This is a genomic window from Pseudomonas sp. MF6396, from assembly GCF_002018915.1.
GTDB classification, from domain to species: Bacteria; Pseudomonadota; Gammaproteobacteria; order Pseudomonadales; family Pseudomonadaceae; genus Aquipseudomonas; species Aquipseudomonas palmensis.
On the sequence record NZ_MVOK01000014.1, the window covers coordinates 23397 to 43324 of the forward strand.

The 19928-nt window shown below is 65.1% G+C and carries 14 protein-coding genes; 8 read left to right on the plus strand and 6 right to left on the minus strand.

All coding sequences use genetic code 11. From position 1 onward, the window contains the following. Window positions 1–39: 39 nt before the first annotated feature. From MF6396_RS15655 to MF6396_RS15665, 3 genes are read left to right on the plus strand one after another with little or no spacing between them, the layout of a single operon-like run. Window positions 40–468 carry a DUF350 domain-containing protein gene (locus MF6396_RS15655; protein ID WP_043863643.1) on the plus strand — a complete coding sequence of 143 codons (429 nt, stop codon included), beginning with the start codon at window positions 40–42 and terminating at the stop codon, window positions 466–468. A gap of 15 nt (window positions 469–483) precedes the next feature. Next, a complete protein-coding gene (locus MF6396_RS15660; RefSeq protein ID WP_054915998.1) occupies window positions 484–1179 on the plus strand; it encodes a DUF1190 domain-containing protein in 696 nt (231 codons plus the stop codon). A gap of 9 nt (window positions 1180–1188) precedes the next feature. Then, window positions 1189–2346 (plus strand): glutathionylspermidine synthase family protein, encoded by a 1158-nt coding sequence (locus MF6396_RS15665; RefSeq protein ID WP_078480838.1) that lies wholly within the window; start codon window positions 1189–1191, stop codon window positions 2344–2346. Here the strand turns inward: MF6396_RS15665 and MF6396_RS15670 are convergent. After that, window positions 2343–3233, minus strand: coding sequence for an acyltransferase (locus MF6396_RS15670; RefSeq protein ID WP_078480839.1), 891 nt, complete (start codon window positions 3231–3233; stop codon window positions 2343–2345). The two genes, MF6396_RS15665 and MF6396_RS15670, sit on opposite strands and share 4 nt — an antisense overlap. A gap of 180 nt (window positions 3234–3413) precedes the next feature. Here MF6396_RS15670 and rloA2 point away from each other — a divergent pair, with 180 nt between their 5' ends. The 4 genes from rloA2 to creD all read left to right on the plus strand — a co-directional run bounded on the left by rloA2 (window position 3414) and on the right by creD (window position 7598). Next, on the plus strand, window positions 3414–3914 hold the full coding sequence (gene rloA2 / locus MF6396_RS15675; RefSeq protein ID WP_043863647.1) for a retropepsin-like aspartic peptidase RloA2: 501 nt from the start codon (window positions 3414–3416) through the stop codon (window positions 3912–3914). Between the two features lie 141 nt (window positions 3915–4055). Continuing rightward, window positions 4056–4736 (plus strand): two-component system response regulator CreB, encoded by a 681-nt coding sequence (creB, locus tag MF6396_RS15680; protein WP_043863648.1) that lies wholly within the window; start codon window positions 4056–4058, stop codon window positions 4734–4736. Next, window positions 4736–6169: a two-component system sensor histidine kinase CreC gene (gene creC, locus MF6396_RS15685; RefSeq protein ID WP_078480841.1), complete on the plus strand. Its 1434-nt coding sequence runs from the start codon at window positions 4736–4738 to the stop codon at window positions 6167–6169. The genes creB and creC overlap by 1 nt, the downstream gene beginning before the upstream one ends. A 94-nt stretch (window positions 6170–6263) precedes the next feature. Continuing rightward, entirely contained in the window at window positions 6264–7598 is a 1335-nt protein-coding gene (creD, locus tag MF6396_RS15690) for a cell envelope integrity protein CreD (RefSeq protein ID WP_043863650.1), read from the plus strand. 179 nt (window positions 7599–7777) lie between these two features. On the opposite strand, the gene MF6396_RS15695 is transcribed toward creD, so the two are convergent. The 5 genes from MF6396_RS15695 to aceE form a co-directional block, all read right to left on the minus strand. Further along, the gene (locus MF6396_RS15695; RefSeq protein WP_054915994.1) at window positions 7778–8410 is read right to left on the minus strand and encodes a glutathione S-transferase; all 633 of its coding nucleotides are present in this window, start codon (window positions 8408–8410) and stop codon (window positions 7778–7780) included. A 9-nt stretch (window positions 8411–8419) separates the two neighbouring features. Next, complete coding sequence (msrA, locus tag MF6396_RS15700; protein ID WP_078480842.1) at window positions 8420–9085, minus strand: peptide-methionine (S)-S-oxide reductase MsrA; 666 nt, start codon at window positions 9083–9085, stop codon at window positions 8420–8422. Between the two features lie 69 nt (window positions 9086–9154). After that, complete coding sequence (locus MF6396_RS15705) at window positions 9155–11848, minus strand: sensor domain-containing phosphodiesterase (RefSeq protein WP_078480844.1); 2694 nt, start codon at window positions 11846–11848, stop codon at window positions 9155–9157. Window positions 11849–12165: 317 nt separating this feature from the next. Continuing rightward, on the minus strand, window positions 12166–13803 hold the full coding sequence (gene aceF / locus MF6396_RS15710) for a dihydrolipoyllysine-residue acetyltransferase (RefSeq protein WP_058541811.1): 1638 nt from the start codon (window positions 13801–13803) through the stop codon (window positions 12166–12168). A gap of 13 nt (window positions 13804–13816) precedes the next feature. Next, window positions 13817–16462 carry a pyruvate dehydrogenase (acetyl-transferring), homodimeric type gene (aceE, locus tag MF6396_RS15715; RefSeq protein WP_043863655.1) on the minus strand — a complete coding sequence of 882 codons (2646 nt, stop codon included), beginning with the start codon at window positions 16460–16462 and terminating at the stop codon, window positions 13817–13819. Between the two features lie 383 nt (window positions 16463–16845). Between aceE and glnE the strand changes: the two genes are divergently transcribed. After that, complete coding sequence (gene glnE / locus MF6396_RS15720) at window positions 16846–19782, plus strand: bifunctional [glutamate--ammonia ligase]-adenylyl-L-tyrosine phosphorylase/[glutamate--ammonia-ligase] adenylyltransferase (protein ID WP_078480845.1); 2937 nt, start codon at window positions 16846–16848, stop codon at window positions 19780–19782. Window positions 19783–19928: the final 146 nt, after the last annotated feature.

Below are 19928 nucleotides of genomic sequence, written 5' to 3' on the forward strand. Positions count from 1 at the left end.
ATACGTCCCGCCCCGTTCAAGCAAGGAAGTGCGACCCCGATGTTCATGGATGCCCTGAAGATGTCCCTGCCGGCCGATGCCGTGCTGGGTTTTCTGTTCTACATGGCCGGCGCCGCCGTGCTGTTCGCGCTCTATGCGTTCATCTATACCCGCCTGACCCCCTACAACGAATTTGCCCTGATCCGCGAAGGCAACAGCGCTGCCGCCATCGCCCTGGGCGGTGCGCTGCTGGGTTTCGCCATCCCCGTGTCCGGGGCCATCTCCCATTCGATCTCGCTGCTCGACTTCCTGCTGTGGTCGGTGATCGCCGGCGCCGTGCAGTTGCTCGCGTTCGTGGTGGTCAGCGTGGTGGTCAAGGGCATGGACGAGCGTATCCGCCGTCAGGAAAACGCGGCCGCCATCCTGCTGGCCGCCGTGGCCATCGGCATCGGCATGCTCAATGCCGCGTGCATGACCCCAGCGGCCTGACAGCGGAGCACAGCCATGAAACGCAGCACGAGCATTCGGCTGATTGCCCTGGGCAGCCTGCCGCTGGCGCTGGCCGCCTGTGACAGTGATCGCAGCGCCACCCGCGTGGTCAGCGAGGTCAAGCGTTACCAGGACGTCGACAGCTGCGCCCTGGCCGGTGTAAGCCGTTCGGTGTGCGACAACGCCTGGAACGTCGCCCGCCAGCACCACGATGCCAACGCCCCACGCTTCACCCGCCTGGAAGACTGCCTGGCCAGCTTCGAGCAGTGCGAGCCAGGTCAGGGCGCGAGCTTTCACATGCCGCGCATGCAAGGCTTCGCCCTGACCACCGAGCGCCAGGTGTATGACGACGGGCTGAACCAGACCTCCAGCACCACCTCGTCGGCCGTGTATGGCGGCGGCGGTGGCCGCTACGACTACGTCAATGTCGAGCCGCGCTACCTGTCGGAGGCGATCTACCACGAGCGTGAAGGGCGCGAAGGGTTCAGGGCCAGCTCGCTGACCGACCAGGTCAACAGCGGCAACCAGTATGCCGGGCTGGTCGAGGACCACACGCCGTCCAGCCGTTTCAACGGCGGGGCTGGTGCCGATGCCCATGCGTCGGTGCTGCCGGCGCGCTTCATGGCCTCGGCACGGCCCTGGACGGTGGGCAGCCACCCCGGCTTCGCGGCCCATGTACCAGGCCGTGGCGGCTTCGGTTTCGGTTCCTGAGGGCGGGCGATGAAACGTATTGCCTGCACCCCGCGCGCGGACTGGAAAGCCACCGCCGAACACTACGGCTTCAGGTTCCACACCTTCGGCGACGAGCCGTACTGGGACGAGTCGGCGTGCTACCAGTTCACCCTGCGCCAGATCGAGGACGACCTCGAAGAACCCACCCGCCAGTTGCACGAGCTGTGCATGGACCTGGTGGCGCGGGCAGTGGACAGCGAAGAACTGCTCGACCGCCTGGCCATCCCGCGTGACTACCGCGACCTGATCCGCCGCTCATGGCGCGACGGGCACCCGCATTTCTACGGGCGCATGGACCTGAGCTACGACGGCCATGGCCCGGCCAAGCTGCTGGAAGCCAACTACGACACACCCACCTCGCTGTACGAGGCCGGCTTCTTCCAGTACCTGTGGCTTGAGCAGCAGATGCAGCGCGGCGTACTGCCGGCCGATGCCGACCAGTTCAACAGCCTTGAAGAGAAACTCGGCCAGGTGTTCGGCGCCAACACCTTTGCCACGCCGTTCTACTTTGCCTCGGTCAGGGACTCGCTGGAGGATCGTGGCACGGTGCAGTACCTGTGCGACATTGCCACCGCTGCCGAGCTCGATACACGCCTGATCGATGTGGAAGACATCGGCCTGAACCCGGCCGGGCGTTTCATCGACCGCAGTGGGGCGCCGATCCCCAGCCTGTTCAAGCTCTACCCGTGGGAAGACATGTTCCACGACCGCTACGGCCCGGCGATTGCCGGCAGCGGCACGCTGTTCGTCGAGCCGCCCTGGAAGGCGCTGCTGTCGAACAAGGGCATGCTGGCGCTGCTGTGGGAGCAGCACGAAGGGCACCCGAACCTGCTGCCCGCATTCATCGACGCCACGCCCGAACGGCCGCTGGCGCCGGGGTGGGTGCGCAAGCCGTTCTTCTCGCGGGAGGGGGCGAATGTGGAGATTCATACCCCTGACGGGCAGCGGGTGAAGGAGGAGGGGCCGTATGGCAGTGGCCCCCACGTGATCCAGCAGTTTCATGCCTTGCCACGGTTTGCCGGCAGCCACACGGTGATCGGCAGCTGGGTGGTTGGCGATCAGCCGGCAGGCATCGGCATTCGCGAGGACAACTCGCTGATCACCAAGGACAGCAGCCGCTTCGTGCCCCACGCGATCATCGGCTAGCGGCGCAGCTCCTGGCGCAGTTGCTCGATGCGCGCGTCCTTGTCGTGCCACAGCTGGTTGACCCAGTCCTGTACGCTGCGCCGGAATTGCGGGTCGTTCTCGTAGTCGCCGCGCCACAGGGCCGGGTCCAGTGCGCGTACCTGGATGTCCACGATCACCCGCGGCACTGCACCGCTGACCAGGTCCCAGAACCCCGGCGCGGTGTCGCCGGGGTACACCAGGGTCACGTCGAGCAGGGCGTCGAGCTGTTCGCCCAGCGCGGCGAGCACGAACGCCACGCCGCCGGCCTTGGGCTTGAGCAGGTGGCGGAACGGCGAGCCCTGGGCATCGCGCTTGGCCGGGGTGAAGCGGGTGCCTTCGAGGTAGTTGACCACGGTCACCGGCTGGCGCTTGAACAGCTCGCAGGCGGCCTTGGTGATCTCCAGGTCCTGGCCCTTGAGGTGCGGGTGGCGTTCGAGGAAGGCCTTGCTGTAGCGCTTCATGAACGGGTAGTCCAGCGCCCACCAGGCCAGGCCCAGGAACGGCACCCAGATCAGTTCCTTTTTCAGGAAGAACTTGAAGAACGGAATGCGCCGGTTGAACACCTGGATCAGCGCGGGAATATCCACCCAGCTCTGGTGGTTGCTGACCATCAGGTAGGAGGTGTCCAGGCGCAGGTCGGCGGCGCCGCGCACGTCCCAGCGGGTGGGGATGCACAGGGCGAAGATCAGCTTTTCGATCTCGGCCCAGGTCTCGGCGATCCACATCACCGCCCACGAGGCGTAGTCGCGGTAGCGGCCGGGCAGTACCAGCTTGAGCAGGGCGAAGACCAGCAACGGGCCGATCAGCACCAGGGTGTTGAGCAAGAGCAGCAGGGTCACAAGACTGCCGGTAAGCAGGCGGCGCATAAGAAAACTCTGATTTTCGGTTAGGCGGTCGGCCATGATAAGCAGGGATTCGGTTCAGGCCAAATTCTGGGCAGCCCACGGCGCGGACAAATGTTTCACATTGTGTTGAATACCCTAAGGCGACGAACCTATGCTGCTGCGGCAGTCTAAACACAGACTTTTCTCAAGGAAGCTGACCCGGTGAAATCCGTACTTGCACTGCTTTCCCTGCTGGCCTTGCCGGTGATGGCCGCCGAGCCGACCCTGTATGGCCGTTATGAATACATTGGCGTGGCGGACCTCGACCAGACGTTCAAGGCCAAGATGGACACCGGCGCGCTGACCGCGTCGCTGTCGGCCAAGGACATCGAGCGCTTCAAGCGCGATGGTGAGGACTGGGTGCGGTTCCGCCTGGCGACCAAGGATGCCGACGGCAAGGTGTATGAACACAAGGTGGCGCGCATCAGCAAGATCAAGAGCCGCGCCGATGAAGACGAGGACGGCGAAGCACCCGACCCGGCCAAGCGTCCGGTGGTGGAGCTGGAGTTGTGCCTGGGCGACGTCAAGCGCACGGTGGAGGTCAACCTGACCGACCGCAGCAGCTTCAACTACCCGCTGCTGATCGGGGCCAAGGCGCTGCGCGAGTTCGGCGCGGCGGTGAACCCGGCGCGCCGGTTCACGGCGGGCAAGCCTGAATGCTGAGTTGAATCCATCGCGGCTCAAGCCCGCTCCCACAAGGGCCGTCGTTCTCCCGTGGGAGCGGGCTTGACCCGCGACAGGGCCTTGTCAGTCGAGGGATAATCCCCTACAAGTGCACCCAAACCTGCCAGGCCTGCACCGCCCATGCCCCACATACTGATTGTCGAAGACGAAGCGGCCATCGCCGACACCCTGATCTTTGCCCTGCAAGGCGACGGTCACAGCACCGAATGGGTGACCCTGGGCAGCGCCGCGCTGGAACAGCAGCGTCAGCGCCCGGCTGACCTGATCATCCTCGATATCGGCCTGCCGGATATCAACGGCTTCGAAACCTGCCGCCAGCTGCGCCGCTTCAGCGAGGTGCCGGTGATGTTCCTCAGCGCCCGCGATGGGGAAATCGACCGCGTGGTGGGCCTGGAGATCGGTGCCGACGACTATGTGGTCAAACCCTTCAGCCCGCGTGAAGTGGCGGCGCGGGTACGCGCCATCCTCAAGCGCATGACCCCGCGCAGCGAACCCGAGGCCCCCGAAACGCCCTTCAGCATCGACTCCCAGCGCCTGCAGATCAGCTATCGCGGTCAATCGCTCACCCTCACCCGGCACGAATTTCGCCTGCTGCAATGCCTGCTCGAACAACCCGAACGGGTGTTCAGCCGCGAACAACTGCTGGATGCCACCGGCGTGCCGGCCGAGGCCGGCTACGAGCGCAACGTCGACAGCCACATCAAGAGCCTGCGCGCCAAGCTGCGCACCGTGCAGGCCGACGCCGAACCTATCCAGACCCACCGCGGCCTGGGCTACAGCTACAGCCCCGGGCACAGCTGATGCGCCTGGGCATCCGCATCTTCCTGGTGTACTTCCTGTTCGTCGGGCTGACCGGCTACTTCATCCTCAACACCGTGCGCGAACAGGTGCGCCCGGGTGTGCGCCAGTCCACCGAGGAAACCCTGGTGGACACCGCCAACCTGCTGGCCGAGATTCTGCGCGACGAGGTCAAGGCCGGCACCCTCGGCCAGGGCCGGCTGCCCGAGCTGCTCAAGGCTTACGGCAAGCGCCAGCCCAGGGCCGATATCTGGGGCCTGGCCAAGAACGAGGTCAACCACCGCATCTACGTCACCGACGCCAACGGCAAGGTGTTGCTCGACTCCAGCGGCGAAGCACTGGGCCAGGACTACTCGCGCTGGAACGACGTGTACCTGACCCTGCGCGGCGAGTACGGCGCCCGCTCCACCCGCAGCGATCCGGACGACCCGGAGTCGTCGGTGATGCACGTGGCGGCGCCGATCATCGATGCCGGCAAGATCATCGGCGTGGTCACCGTGGCCAAGCCGAACAAGTCGTTGCAGCCGTACATCGATCGCTCCGAGCGGCGCCTGTTCAACCTGGGCCTTGGCCTGATCGTGCTGGGCCTGCTGGTGGGTGCCGGGCTGTCGTGGTGGCTGGCGCGCTCGCTACGTCGGCTGACGCGCTATGCACAGGCGGTCAGCGAGGGTGAACGCGTGGCCTTGCCGCATTACCGCGGCGGCGAGCTGGCGCAACTGGCCGGTGCGGTGGAGCGCATGCGCACGCAACTGGAGGGCAGGGCGTATGTGGAGCGCTACGTGCATACCCTGACCCACGAGCTGAAAAGCCCGCTGGCGGCGATTCGCGGGGCCAGCGAGCTGCTGCAGGGGCCGATGAGCGACGAGCAGCGTCAACGCTTTGCCAGCAATATCGAAAGCGAGAGCGCGCGCATGCAGCAGTTGATCGAGCGGCTGCTGGACCTGGCCCAGGTCGAGCAGCGCCAGGGCCTGGAAGACCAGCAGCAGGTGCCGCTGGCGGCGCTGGTGGACGAGGTGCTGCTGGCCCAGAGCGCGCGCATCGAAAGCGCCGGCCTGCAGGTGCGCCAGCGGGTACCGCCCAGCGTGCGGCTGCTGTGCGAGCCGTTTCTGCTGCGCCAGGCCATCGGCAACCTGCTGGAGAACGCCCTGGACTTCACCCCGCCGGGCGGCCTGCTGGTGGTCGACCTGGAGACACGGGGCCCACGGCTGGCGCTGAGCCTGTACAACCAAGGGGCGGCGATCCCGGACTATGCCCTGGGCCGGCTCAGCGAGCGCTTCTACTCGCTGCCGCGCCCGGGCACGGGGCGCAAGAGCACAGGCCTTGGGCTGAACTTCGTCGAGGAAGTGATGCAGCTGCATGGCGGCTCGCTGGAGGTGGCCAACGTCGAGGACGGTGTGCGGGTGCGCCTGTGGCTGCCCAACGAGCGGCTGGGCTGAGCTCCACGCACTCTCCACATAACTCCACACAAGCGCCCAACCCGCTCCATGCACGGCGGGCAGACTGGCTCCATCGAAACCGGAGCCATTGCCCATGAACCGAACCCTGAGCATCAAACTGGGCGCCATCGCCTTTCTGATCGTGTTGCTGCTGATACCCCTGCTGATGATCGGCGGCCTGATCCAGGACCGCCAGCAGCAGCGCGACAGTGTGGTCGAGGACATCGCCCAGAGCTCCAGCTACAGCCAGCAGATCAGCGGGCCGTTGCTGGTGGTGCCGTACCGCAAGATCCAGCGCACCTGGAAAACCGTGGATGGCAGCACCCAGCAGCAGACCAGCACGGTGGCCGGGCATCTGTACTTTCTGCCCGAAACCCTGGAGGTCGACGCCAAGGTCGACACCGAGCTGCGTTCGCGGGGCATCTACCAGGCGCGCCTGTTCCACGCCGACAACCGCATCAGCGGGCAATTCAAGGTGCCGGCGCAGTGGGGCATCACCGAAGACTTCGACGATTACCGCTTCGACCCGGCGTTTCTGGCCGTGGGCATCAGCGATATCCGCGGTATCGAGAAGAGCCTGGAACTGAACGTGAATGGCCAGTCGCTGGCCTTCGCCGCGGGCACGGGGCTGGGCTGGCTGGGCGGCGGTGTGCACGTGACGCTGCCCGACCTCGACGGCCGCGCCGAGACCCGCCTGGACTACGCCTTCGACCTGAGCCTGCAGGGCACCGGGCGCCTGCATGTGCTGCCGGTAGGGCGCAGCACCACGGTGAACATGGCGGCGAACTGGCCGCATCCAAGCTTCATTGGCAACTACCTGCCCATCAGCCGCGAGATCGACGCCCACGGGTTCAGCGCGCGCTGGCAGACCTCGTTCTTCTCCACCAACCTGGAGGATGCGCTGACCCAGTGCGTGGTCAACAACGCCTGCGACGACTTTCACGGGCGCAGTTTCGGCGTGAGCTTCGTCGACCCGGTGGACCAGTACCTCAAGAGCGAGCGGGCGATCAAGTATGCGCTGTTGTTCATTGCGCTGACCTTTGCCGGGTTCTTCCTGTTCGAGATTCTCAAGAACCTCAGCGTGCACCCGATCCAGTACGCGCTGGTGGGTGTGGCCCTGGCGTTCTTCTACCTGCTGTTGCTGTCGTTGTCGGAGCACCTGGGGTTCGGGTTGGCGTATGCGCTGTCGGCGGGCGGCTGCGTGCTGCTGATCGGCTTCTACCTGTGCCACGTGCTGCGCAGCCTGGCGCGCGGGCTGGGGTTTGCGGCGGGCTTGCTGGTGCTGTACGCGATGCTCTACGGGCTGCTGGGCGCCGAGGACTACGCGCTGCTGATGGGCTCGTTGCTGCTGTTCGGCCTGCTTGGGGTGTTCATGGTGCTGACACGCCGCCTGGACTGGTATCAGGTTGGGCAGGGGATCTTGAAATGAGCGGATTGAGAGAGGAACGCACGCTGGGGGCTGTGATGGTGGGGGAAATCAGGTTGATCTGGGCTGCCGAGATCAGCGTCGACTTCATCGCGGGTCAAGCCCGCTCCCACAGGTCCGGTACAAGCCTCAAGGGCAGCAGCAGATCTGTGGGGGTGAGCTTGACCCGTGATGAGGCCCGATCAGGCCACAGAAGGGGCGGTCTTTAGCATCGATTCGCGCTGACTCACCTCGGCATACCAGGCTGCCAGGTTCGGCTGGCGCTCGCGCCAGCCAAGGTCCGGCAGGCGCAGGTCGATGTAGCCCAGCGCGCAGGCCACTCCGATTGCCGCTACGTCGAACACCGAGGCCAGTTCGGCCAGGTGCTCGTCTTCCAGGTGCGCCAGCGCGCGCCGGATCTTGTCCTGCTGGGCGTCGACCCACGGCGTCCAGCGCTTGTCCTCAGGGCGCAGGAAGGTCTCGTAGCGCGCCACCACCGCCGCGTCCATGATCGCATCGGCCAGCGACGCCAGGGTCAGGCGCCGCCAGCGCGCCGGGCCCTCGCGCGGGATCAGCGGGTTGCCCACATGCTGATGGTCGAGAAACTCGACGATCACGCGGCTGTCATGCAGCACCGTGCCGTCCTCCAGGCGCAACGCCGGGATCTTGCCCGCCGGGTTGCCCAGGTTCAGCTCGGCATCGGTCTTGATCGGGCTCAGGTCGACGGGATGCAGGGCTACCCGCTCGGCCTGCCCGGTTTCGTGCAGCAGCACGCGAACCTTGCGCACGAACGGCGAGGCGGCGGCATGGAACAGGGTCATGCTCGGTGTGCTCATGGCGTGGCCTCAGTTGCCTTGCAGGCTGGGTGGCAGGCACACGCCAGTGCCGCCGATGCCGCAGTAGCCATTCGGGTTCTTGGCCAGGTACTGCTGGTGATAGGCCTCGGCGAAGTACACGGTCGGTGCCTGGGCGATCTCGGTGGTGATCTGGCCGAAACCGGCCTTGTTCAGCTCGGCCTGGTAGGCCTGCTTGCTGGCCTCGGCCAGTTCCAGCTGTTCGGGGCTGGTGCAGTAGATGGCCGAACGGTACTGGGTGCCGACGTCGTTGCCTTGGCGCATGCCCTGGGTGGGGTTGTGCAGCTCCCAGAACATGGTCAGCAGGTCCTGGTAGCTGACCTTGGCCTTGTCGAACACCACCAGCACCACTTCGGTGTGGCCGGTCAGGCCCGAGCAGACTTCTTCGTAGGTGGGGTTGGGGGTGAAACCGCCGGCGTAGCCGACCACGGTGCTGACCACACCTTCACGCTGCCAGAAGCGCCGCTCGGCGCCCCAGAAGCAGCCCAGGCCAAAGATCGCGAAATCGACGTCTTCGAAGAACGGGCCCAGCAGCGGTGTGTCTTCGAACACGAAATGCTTCTCGGGCAGCGTCATCGGGGTCTCGCGACCCGGCAGCGCCTGTTCGGCGGCAGGCAGTACGTTTTTGTTCACAAGAATCTCCGAGCGCAGGACCATGGGCGGTTCCTCTTCAAGGCAGGATGTGTAGGGGGTAGACCCGTAGTGTGCCCGAGTGTTTCGCCGCTGTCAGGCGATTGGGCCACGCGGATAGCGCTTGAGTTTTTCGATCAGCTCGCTGCCGGGGATCGGCCGGTCGAACAGGTAGCCCTGGCCGACGTCGCAGCGGTGGCGGCGCAGGAACGCCAGCTGTTCGGCGGTCTCGATGCCTTCGGCCACCACCTTGAGCTTGAGGTTGTGAGCCATGGCCACCACTGCCGAGGTGATTTCCATATCGTCCTGGTTGTCCGGGATCTCGTGGATGAAGCTGCGGTCGATCTTGATGATGTCGATCGGGAATTTCTTCAGGTAGCTGAGCGAGGAGTAGCCGGTGCCGAAGTCGTCCATGGCCAGGGTCAGGCCCAGTTGCTTGAGCTCGTCGAGCTGGCGGTGGGTATCCTCGGTGGCTTCGAGCAGCAGGCCCTCGGTCAGTTCCAGTTCCAGCAGGTGTGGCGGCAGGGCTTCTTCCTTGAGGATGTTGGCGATCGAGCTGACCAGCTCCGGGTCGGAGAACTGCTTGGGCGACAGGTTGATCGCCACCTGCAGGTTGCCCATGCCCTCGGTGCTCAGCAGCTGGCTCATGCGGCAGGCCTGGCGCGCGATCCACTTGCCGATGGGGATGATCAGCCCGGTTTCCTCGGCCACGCTGATGAACTGGTCGGGGCGGATCATGCCCCGCTCCGGGTGGTTCCAGCGTAGCAAGGCCTCCAGGCCGAGCAGGCGGCCGCTGCGCAGGCACAGCTTGGGCTGGTAGAACACGTCCAGTTCGTTCTGGGTCAGGGCGCGGCGCAGGTTGTTTTCCACGAACAGCTTGTAGCTGGCCTCGGCGTTGAGCGCCTCGGTGAACACCTGCACCTGGTGCTTGCCGTTGGCCTTGGCCTTGTGCAGGGCCAGGCCGGCGTTCTTCATCAGGGTCTGCGGGTCGCGCCCGTGCAGCGGCGCACACGCCAGGCCCACCGAGCCGGTCACGCTGATCAGCTGGTTGTCGACGAACATCGGCTTGTCGAGGGTGTTGAGCAACTGCTGGGCCACCTGCTGGCCGGCATCCAGGCTGCTGTCCTCCAGCAGCACGGCGAATTCGTTGCTGGCAAAGCGCGCCAGGCTGCCACCGGGGCTCAGGCTGTTGCGCAGGCGCCGGGCCAGGCTGATCAGCAGCTTGTCGCCGGTCTGGTGCCCGAGGCTGTCGTTGATGCGCTTGAAGTTGTCGATGTCCACCAGCAGCAGGCAGATGGGGCTGTCGCTGTCGCGCTCGAAGCGCTCGTCGAGGCTGCGGATGAACGCCGGGCGGTTGCCCAGGCTGGTGAGGTTGTCGGTGTAGGCCAGGCGTTCGATGCGCTGCTGGGCCAGCTTGCTCTGGGTGATGTCTTCGTAGATGCCGATGTAGTGGGTCAACTCGCGGTTGTCGCCATACACCTTGGAGATCGACAGTTGGCCCCAGTAGGGCTCGAGGTTCTTGCGCCGGCTCTTGAATTCGCCCTGCCAGCTGTTGCCCATGGCCAGGCTCGACGGCGAGTCGAACAGCAGCTCGCTGAGGTTCTCCAGTGCGGTGAGCTCGGACAGGCGGTGGCCATGCACCTCTTCGGGTGTGTACTGGGTGATCTCGGTGAAGCTGGGGTTGACGTATTCCACCACGCCATCGCGGTTGACCAGCAGAAAGGCGTTGGCGCTTTGTTCCACCGCGCGCTGGAACAGGTGCAGGGCGCTGGTGGCGGTGCGCCGGTTGTGGTTGTTGATGACCTGGGCGAACTGGTCGGCCAGCTCGCCGGCAAAGGCGATTTCATCCGATTGCCAGGCCCGGGTCGAGCCGCTGTGTTCCATGCAGAGCACGCCGACCACCTGGCCGTCGATGCGGATGCTGGCATCGAGCATGGCGTGGATACCGCGCTGGCGCAGGCTCTCGGAGATTTCGCGGGTGCGTGGGTCGCGCGCCGCGTTGTGCGCATCGATGGCGCGGCTGGTGTGCAGCGCCTCGAGGTAGTCGGGAAATCGCCCGGCATCGATCGCCTCGGGCAGGCGGTACTCCTGGGTGGCGCGGTAGAACGCCGAGATCGGTTCCAGCTGCTGGCCTTCCAGGTACCAGATGCTGGCGCAGTCGATGCTGTAGATTTCGCAGGCACTGCGGGTGATCAGCTCGGCGGCTTCCTGCAGCGAGTTGTCGGCGCTGTAGCGCTGGCGCGCCAGGCGCAGGATCAGGTCCTGCTGGGCGCGTACCCGCTCCAGGTGCTCGAGCTGTTCCTGCTGCGCCTGCTGGTTGAGCTGCAGGGCGATCTGCAGGCGGTTGTTGCGGGTTTCGAGTTCTGCCGCCGAAAGGTCGGGTGTGTCGTTGGGCTGGGCATCGAGCACCAGCAGATAGCCGCGCAGCAACTGGCGGTTGTGCTGCCGGTAGGCTTCGCCCAGCTCCAGCATATTGAGCGGGCCCAGGCTGGTGTGCAGGGTATAACGCACCAGGTAGTACGGACGCTGCGCCAGTTGCAGCTCGATGGTGTCGTGCAGCTTGTAGCGTGCCTCGGGCTCCATCAGGCTGGCATAGGGCGAGCCGATCAGCGCACACAGGTCGACGGCCGCCTGGCCGAACTGACGCTCGCAGCCCGGGTCGAGGAACAGCATGGCCCAGCTGGCCTCATTCAGCCGCTCGAAACGCAGCATGCCGAGCCGCGAAGGCACCGGCAACTGCGTCACTACCTCGGCCACCGTACGGCTGGCGGCATCAGGTTGGCTTTTCATGGGAAGCTCGCTTCAAGAAGGCTGTTGGCGCGGGCTGGGCGAAGTGCTGCTACGCGTTTGAGCAAGGTTGCATCATGTGCTTGAGGCTGACAAGCAATAGAGTGGCCTGGCTTGATCTGTATCGGCTGACAGGTACAAATTCTTCAGTAATGCCGCGACGGATTGCGTCTGGCGGTGCCGCTCAAGGTGGGACGTTGAGCGGCACGGCATGAATCGCAGGCAAAAAAAGCCCCGCCAGATGGCGGGGTTGAGGTACGAGCGTGGCAGCTCGAAAACAGTGTCCGTGCTCCCCGGCAGGGGAGCACGGCGGGCAGCAGTTACAGCAGCATGGTGCGGATGTCGGTCAGCAGCTCGCCCAGGCGCTTGGTGAAGCGCGCGGCAGCGGCACCGTTGATCACGCGGTGATCGTACGACAGCGACAGCGGCAGCATCAGCTTGGGCTGGAACGCCTTGCCATCCCACACCGGCTGGATGGTGGCCTTGGACACACCCAGGATCGCCACTTCCGGCGCGTTGACGATCGGCGTGAAGCCGGTGCCGCCAATGTGACCGAGGCTGGAGATGGTGAAGCAGGCGCCCTGCATGTCGTCGGCAGAAAGCTTCTTGGTGCGGGCCTTTTCAGCCAGGGCCGCCGCTTCTGCAGCCAGCTGCAGCAGGCTCTTCTGGTCGACGTTCTTGATCACGGGGACCAGCAGGCCGTCTGGCGTATCCACGGCGAAACCGACGTTGACGTACTTCTTGCGAATGATCGCCTTGCCGCTAGGGGCCAGCGACGCGTTGAAGTCCGGCAGTTCCTTGAGCAGGTGCGCACAGGCCTTGAGCAGCAAGGGCAGCACGGTCAGCTTGACGCCGGCTTTCTCGGCCACGGCCTTCTGCGCAACGCGGAAGGCTTCCAGCTCGGTGATGTCGGCGCTGTCGAACTGGGTCACGTGCGGCACGTTCAGCCAGCTGCGGTGCAGGTTGGTGGCGCCAGCCTGCATCAGGCGGGTCATCGGCACTTCTTCGGTTTCACCGAAGCGGCTGAAGTCGACGGCCGGAATCGGCGGGATGCCCGCACCACCGGTCGCGCCGGCAGCCGGTGCTTCCTTGGCCTTCTGCATCATGGCCTTGACGTACACCTGCACGTCTTCCTTGAGCACGCGGCCGTGCGGGCCGCTGGCAGCCACGGCGCTCAGCTCGACGCCGAACTCGCGGGCCAGCTGACGCACGGCAGGGCCGGCGTGAACCTTGGCACCGCTTGGCGCTGGCGCAGCGGCCGGTGCCGGTGCGGCTTCGGCCTTGGCAGCCGGTGCGGCGGCAGGCGCAGCAGCCGGGGCCGCTTCAGCCTTGGCAGCCGGTGCAGCAGCGGCAGGCGCTGCTGGCGCGGCGGCGCCCTGGACCTTGAGCTTGAGGATGAAGTCGCCAGTGCCGACTTCGTCTTCGAGCTTGACGCCGATGCTTTCCACCACGCCGGCAGCCGGCGACGGGATTTCCATAGAGGCCTTGTCGGACTCCAGGGTAATCAGCGACTGGTCGGCTTCGACGCTGTCGCCGACCTTGACCAGCAGCTCGATGATCTTGGCCTTGCCCGACGAGCCGATGTCCGGCACGTGGATGTCCTGCACAGTGGCAGCCGCAGGTGCAGCGGCCGGTGCCGGGGCAGCCTCTGCAGCCGGGGCGGCAGCAGGCTTTTGTTCGGCGGCAGGCGCAGCGTCAGCCGGTGCCTCGGGCGCCGCAGCGGCGCCCTCGACTTCCAGTTCCAGCAGTTCGTCGCCTTCTTTCAGGCGGTCGCCCAGCTTGACCTTCAGGGCCTTGATCACACCGGCCTTGGGGGCCGGGATCTCCATGGATGCCTTGTCCGACTCCAGGGTCAGCAGGCTCTGGTCGGCTTCGATACGGTCGCCGACTTTGACGAACAGCTCGATGATTTCACCTTCACCGCTGCCGATGTCAGGTACGCGAATGAGTTCGCTCACTTAAAAATACTCCTCAGCAGTCCAGTGGGTTGCGCTTGTCCGGGTCGATGCCGAACTTGGTGATGGCATCGGCCACGACCTTCGGTTCGATCTCGCCACGGTCAGCCAGGGCTTCCAGGGCAGCCAGCACCACGAAGTGACGGTCGACTTCGAAGAAGTGACGCAGCTTCTTGCGGCTGTCGCTGCGACCGAAGCCATCGGTACCCAGGACCTTGAATTCCTTGCTCGGTACCCACTGACGAATCTGCTCGGCGAACAGCTTCATGTAGTCGGTAGAGGCGATGACCGGGCCCTTGCGGCCGCCCAGGCACTCCTCGATGTAGGTCTGCTTGGGCTTCTGGCCAGGGTGCAGGCGGTTGCTGCGCTCCACGGCCAGGCCGTCGCGACGCAGTTCGTTGAAGCTGGTGACGCTCCACACGTCGGCACCGACGTTGAACTCTTCACGCAGGATCTTCGCCGCTTCACGCACTTCGCGCAGGATGGTGCCGGAGCCCATCAGCTGGACGTGGTGCGCTGCGTCCTTGGTATCTTCCTCGAGCAGGTACATGCCCTTGATGATGCCTTCCTCGACACCGGCCGGAATGGCAGGCTGCTGGTAGGACTCGTTCATCACGGTGATGTAGTAGAAGACGTCCTGTTGCTCTTCGGTCATCTTCTTCATGCCGTCCTGGATGATCACCGCCAGCTCGTAGCCGTAGGTCGGATCATAGGTGCGGCAGTTCGGGATGGTCGCGGCCAGCATGTGGCTGTGACCGTCTTCGTGCTGCAGGCCTTCACCGTTGAGGGTGGTACGCCCGGCAGTACCGCCGATCAGGAAGCCACGGGTGCGGCTGTCGCCAGCGGCCCAGGCCAGGTCGCCGATACGCTGGAAGCCGAACATCGAGTAGAAGATGTAGAACGGCAGCATCGGCTGGTTGTGGTTCGAGTACGAGGTACCGGCGGCGATGAACGACGACATGGCGCCGGCTTCGTTGATGCCTTCCTCGAGGATCTGGCCCTTCTTGTCCTCGCGGTAGAACATCACCTGGTCCTTGTCGACGGGCTCGTAGAGCTGACCGACGGACGAGTAGATGCCCAGCTGGCGGAACATGCCTTCCATACCGAAGGTACGCGCTTCGTCCGGGATGATTGGGACGATGCGCTGGCCGATTTCCTTGTCCTTGACCAGCTGCGCGAGGATGCGCACGAAGGCCATGGTGGTGGAGATTTCACGGTCGCCCGAGCCGTCCAGGATCGCCTTGAGGGTTTCCAGTGGCGGGGTCGGGATGCTGAAGCTCTTGGCCCGGCGCTGTGGCACGAAACCGCCCAGGGCAGAACGGCGCTCGCTCAGGTAACGGGCTTCGGCGCTGCCTTCTTCAGGCTTGAAGAACGGCAGGTTCTCCAGGTCTTCGTCTTTGACCGGGATGTCGAAACGATCGCGGAAGTGACGCAGGCTGTCGACGTCGACCTTCTTGGTGTTGTGCGCGGTGTTCTTGGCTTCGCCAGCACCGGTGCCGTAACCCTTGATGGTCTTGGCCAGGATGACCGTAGGCTGGTCCTTGTGGTTGACCGCCTGATGGTAGGCTGCATAGACCTTGTACGGGTCGTGGCCACCACGGTTGAGCTTCCAGATCTCGTCGTCGGACAGGTCGGCGACCATGGCCTTGAGTTCCGGGGTGTTGAAGAAGTGCTCACGGACGAACGCGCCGTCCTTGGCCTTGTAGTTCTGGTACTCGCCGTCGATGACTTCGTCCATGCGGCGCTGCAGGATGCCGTCGACGTCCTTGGCCAGCAGTGGGTCCCAGAAACGGCCCCAGACCACCTTGTTGACGTTCCAGCCACCACCACGGAACACGCCTTCGAGTTCCTGGATGATCTTGCCGTTGCCGCGAACCGGGCCGTCGAGGCGCTGCAGGTTGCAGTTGATGACGAAGATCAGGTTGTCCAGCTTCTCGCGGCCTGCCAGGGAGATCGCACCCAGGGATTCCGGCTCGTCGCACTCGCCGTCGCCCATGAAGCACCAGATCTTCTGCTTGCCGGCAGGGATGTAGCCGCGGCTTTCCATGTACTTCATGAAACGTGCCTGGTAGATCGCCTGGATCGGGCCCAGGCCCATCGACACGGTCGGGAACTGCCAGAAGTCAGGCATCAGCCACGGGTGCGGGTAGGACGACAGGCCTTGACCATCGACTTCCTGACGGAAGTTGTTCATCTGGTCTTCGCTGATGCGGCCTTCCATGAAGGCACGGGCGTAGACGCCCGGCGAGGCATGGCCCTGGAAGTAGATCAGGTCGCCGCCGTGCTCGTCGGTCGGGGCCTGGAAGAAGTAGTTGAAGCCGATGTCGTACAGCGTGGCGCTGGAGGCGAAGCTGGAGATGTGGCCGCCCAGGTCCGAGTCTTTCAGGTTGGTGCGCATTACCATGGCCAGCGCGTTCCAGCGGACCAACGAGCGAATGCGGCGTTCCATGAACAGGTCGCCAGGCATGCGTGCTTCGTGGGTGACGGGAATCGTGTTGCGGTATGGCGTGGTGATGGCATACGGCAGCTGGGAGCCACTACGGGTGGCCAGCTCGCCCATACGGGTCATCAGATAGTGAGCGCGGTCTTCGCCTTCTTTGTCGAGAACCGACTCCAGGGCGTCCAGCCATTCCTGGGTTTCGACGGGATCGAGGTCTTGCATGGCTTGCTCCAGGGCGGAAAGGCTTCCAGAATCGGTTGCCTGAGTTTGCGACTGGCCTTTTGGGCAGACGACATGAAATTCTTGGATTACCGGGCGTTGTACCGGCGGCGTGTAGTTTTACTACAAATCGATCCTCATTACATGCGTTGACAGTAAAAAAGCAGTAGTAAAACTACACGGATAAGGCTCGTGGCCCCTGTTCGGGTTGTGGGATAAAACGATACCGGTGGTTAAAAACTGGTCGGCATGCGGTTGTTTGCGATGATTTCTATCAAAGAATTACGTTTTTCAGCTATTTATGACCTTTGTACGACAGTCGAACCGTACGCCGAGTTCCCTTGCCCAAGTGCCACCAACCCTTTCACGCCGATCAAGGATAGACCATGAGCCTGCCCCTGCTGGCCGAACTGCCCGCTGCCCTGCAACCGCTGGTCAGCCGTAATGCCACCTCTTTGCGCAACGCCGTCGCGGCCGTCGACGGGCTGAGCCTGGACGACTGGAACGAGCAGCGCTGGGCCGAGTTCGCCCGCGTGGCGGCAGCCAGCGATTTCGTGCTTGAACAGAGCGTGCGCGACCCGGCGATGCTGCTGGCCCTGGCCGCCAGCGGCGAGCTCGACCGCGCCTTCGCCGCCGGCGAGTTGTGTGCCCAGGTGGCCGGTGCGGCGCAGGCCGCCGGCAGCGAAGACGAACTGGCGCGCAACCTGCGCCGCCAGCGCACCCGCCAGCAGGTGCGCATCATCTGGCGCGACCTGACCCGCCAGGCCGACCTGGTGCAGACCTGCCGCGACCTGTCCGACCTGGCCGATGCCGCCATCGACCAGGCGTATCAATGGCTGTACCCGCGCCTGTGCGCGCAGTTCGGGACCCCCACCGGCAATCGCAGCGGCCTGCCCCAGCAGATGGTGGTGCTGGGCATGGGCAAGCTGGGGGCGGTGGAACTGAACCTGTCGTCGGACATCGACCTGATCTTCGCCTACCCCGAGGGCGGCGAAACCGTGGGCGTGAAGCGCCCGCTGGACAACCAGGAGTTCTTCACCCGGCTGGGCCAGCGCCTGATCAAGGCGCTGGACCCGATCACCGTCGACGGCTTCGTGTTCCGCGTCGACATGCGCCTGCGCCCCTACGGCTCGTCCGGCGCGCTGGTGCTCAGCTTCAATGCACTGGAGCAGTACTACCAGGACCAGGGCCGCGACTGGGAACGCTACGCCATGATCAAGGCCCGTGTGGTGGCCGGCGACCAGCAGGCCGGCGCGCAGCTGCAGGACCTGCTGCGCCCGTTCGTGTACCGGCGCTACCTGGACTTCTCGGCGATCGAGGCACTGCGCACCATGAAGCAGCTGATCCAGCAGGAGGTGCGGCGCAAGGGCATGGCCGAGAACATCAAGCTGGGCGCCGGTGGCATCCGCGAGGTGGAGTTCATCGCCCAGGCGTTCCAGCTGATCCACGGCGGGCGCGACCTGAGCCTGCAGCAGCGACCGTTGCTCAAGGTGCTGGCGACGCTCGAAGGCCAGGGCTACCTGCCGCCGGCGGTGGTGAGCGAGCTGCGCGAGGGCTATGAGTTCCTGCGTTATACCGAACACGCCATCCAGGCCATCGCCGACCGCCAGACCCAGATGCTGCCCGACGACGAACTGGACCGCGCACGTATCGCCTTCATGCTCGGTTTTGCCGACTGGGCGAGCTTCCACGCGCAACTGATGCACTGGCGCGGGCGCATCGACTGGCACTTCCGCCAGGTGATCGCCGACCCCGATGAAGAGGAAGGCGAGGAGGGCGAAGTGGTGGTCGGTGGCGAGTGGCTGCCGCTGTGGGAAGAAGCCCAGGACGAAGAGGCCGCCTGCCGTCAGTTGACCGACGCCGGCTTCGCCGATGCGGCCAGGGCGCTCAAGCAGCTGGCCAGCCTGCGCGCCAGCCCGCAGTTGCGTGCCATGCAGCGCCTGGGCCGCGAACGCCTCGATGCCTTTATACCGCGCCTGCTGGCGCAGGCGGTGGAGCATGCCGACCCGGACCTGGTGCTCGAACGCGTGCTACCGCTGGTGGAGGCCGTGGCGCGGCGCTCGGCCTACCTGGTGCTGCTGACCGAAAACCCCGGTGCGTTGCGCCGCCTGCTGACCCTGTGCGCCGCCAGCCCGTGGATCGCCGAGCAGATCACGCGCTTCCCGCTGCTGCTCGATGAACTGCTCAACGAAGGCCGCCTGTTCAGCCCGCCCCAAGCACCGGAGCTGGCCGCCGAGCTGCGCGAGCGTCTCACGCGCATCCCCGAGGATGACCTTGAACAGCAGATGGAAGCGCTGCGTCACTTCAAGCTGGCCCACAGCCTGCGCGTGGCCGCCTCGGAAATCGCCGGCAACCTGCCGCTGATGAAGGTCAGCGACTACCTGACCTGGCTGGCCGAAGCCATTCTCAACCAGGTGCTGGCCCTGGCCTGGCGCCAGACCGTGGCGCGTCATGGCCAGCCAAAGCGCAGCGATGGCAGCCTGTGCGACCCCGGCTTCATCATCGTCGGCTATGGCAAGGTCGGCGGCATCGAGCTGGGCCACGGCTCGGACCTGGACCTGGTGTTCATCCACGACGGTGACCCCCAGGCCGAGACCGATGGCGCCAAGCCCATCGACAGTGCGCAGTTCTTCACCCGCCTGGGTCAGCGCATCATTCACCTGCTGACCACCCAGACCAACTCCGGCCAGCTGTATGACGTGGACATGCGCCTGCGCCCGTCCGGCGCTTCGGGTTTGCTGGTGAGTTCGCTGGGCGCCTTCGAGCGCTACCAGCGCAACGAGGCCTGGACCTGGGAACACCAGGCACTGGTGCGTGCGCGGGTGCTGGTGGGCTGCCCGCAGGTGGGGGCGGCCTTCGAGGGGGTGCGGGCGCAGGTGCTGGGACAGGCCCGCGACCTGGACAAGCTGCGGGCCGAAGTCAGCGACATGCGCGCCAAGATGCGCGACAACCTCGGCACCCGGGCGACCCAGGCCGGGCTTGGGCCCAACGCCTTCGACAGCGGGGTTGCCTTCGATATCAAGCAGGATGCCGGTGGTATCGTCGATATTGAATTTATGGTGCAATACGCGGCCCTGGCCTGGTCCCACACGCACCCGGCACTGCTGCGCTACACCGACAACATCCGCATTCTCGAAGGGCTGGAGGAGGTCGGGCTGATGCCGGCCAGCGATGCAATTTTGTTGCGTGAAGTGTACAAGGCCTTCCGCTCCGCCGCGCACCGCCAGGCCTTGCAGAAGCAGGCCGGGGTGATCGACGCCGGGCAGTTCGTCGACGAGCGCCGGCAGGTACGGCGCATCTGGGGCGAGCTGGGGTTGACCTGAACGCGGGCTGAACAGCCACCAGGCGATACGGCGCAATGAAGCGGCGGCGACCACGTCCTACACTGAGTGGCGTACACTGGTCGCACCACGCCTGATTATAAAGAGGGGAGGCCAGGCTGTTGGAAAACAGGCTGTAGCCTCCCTGA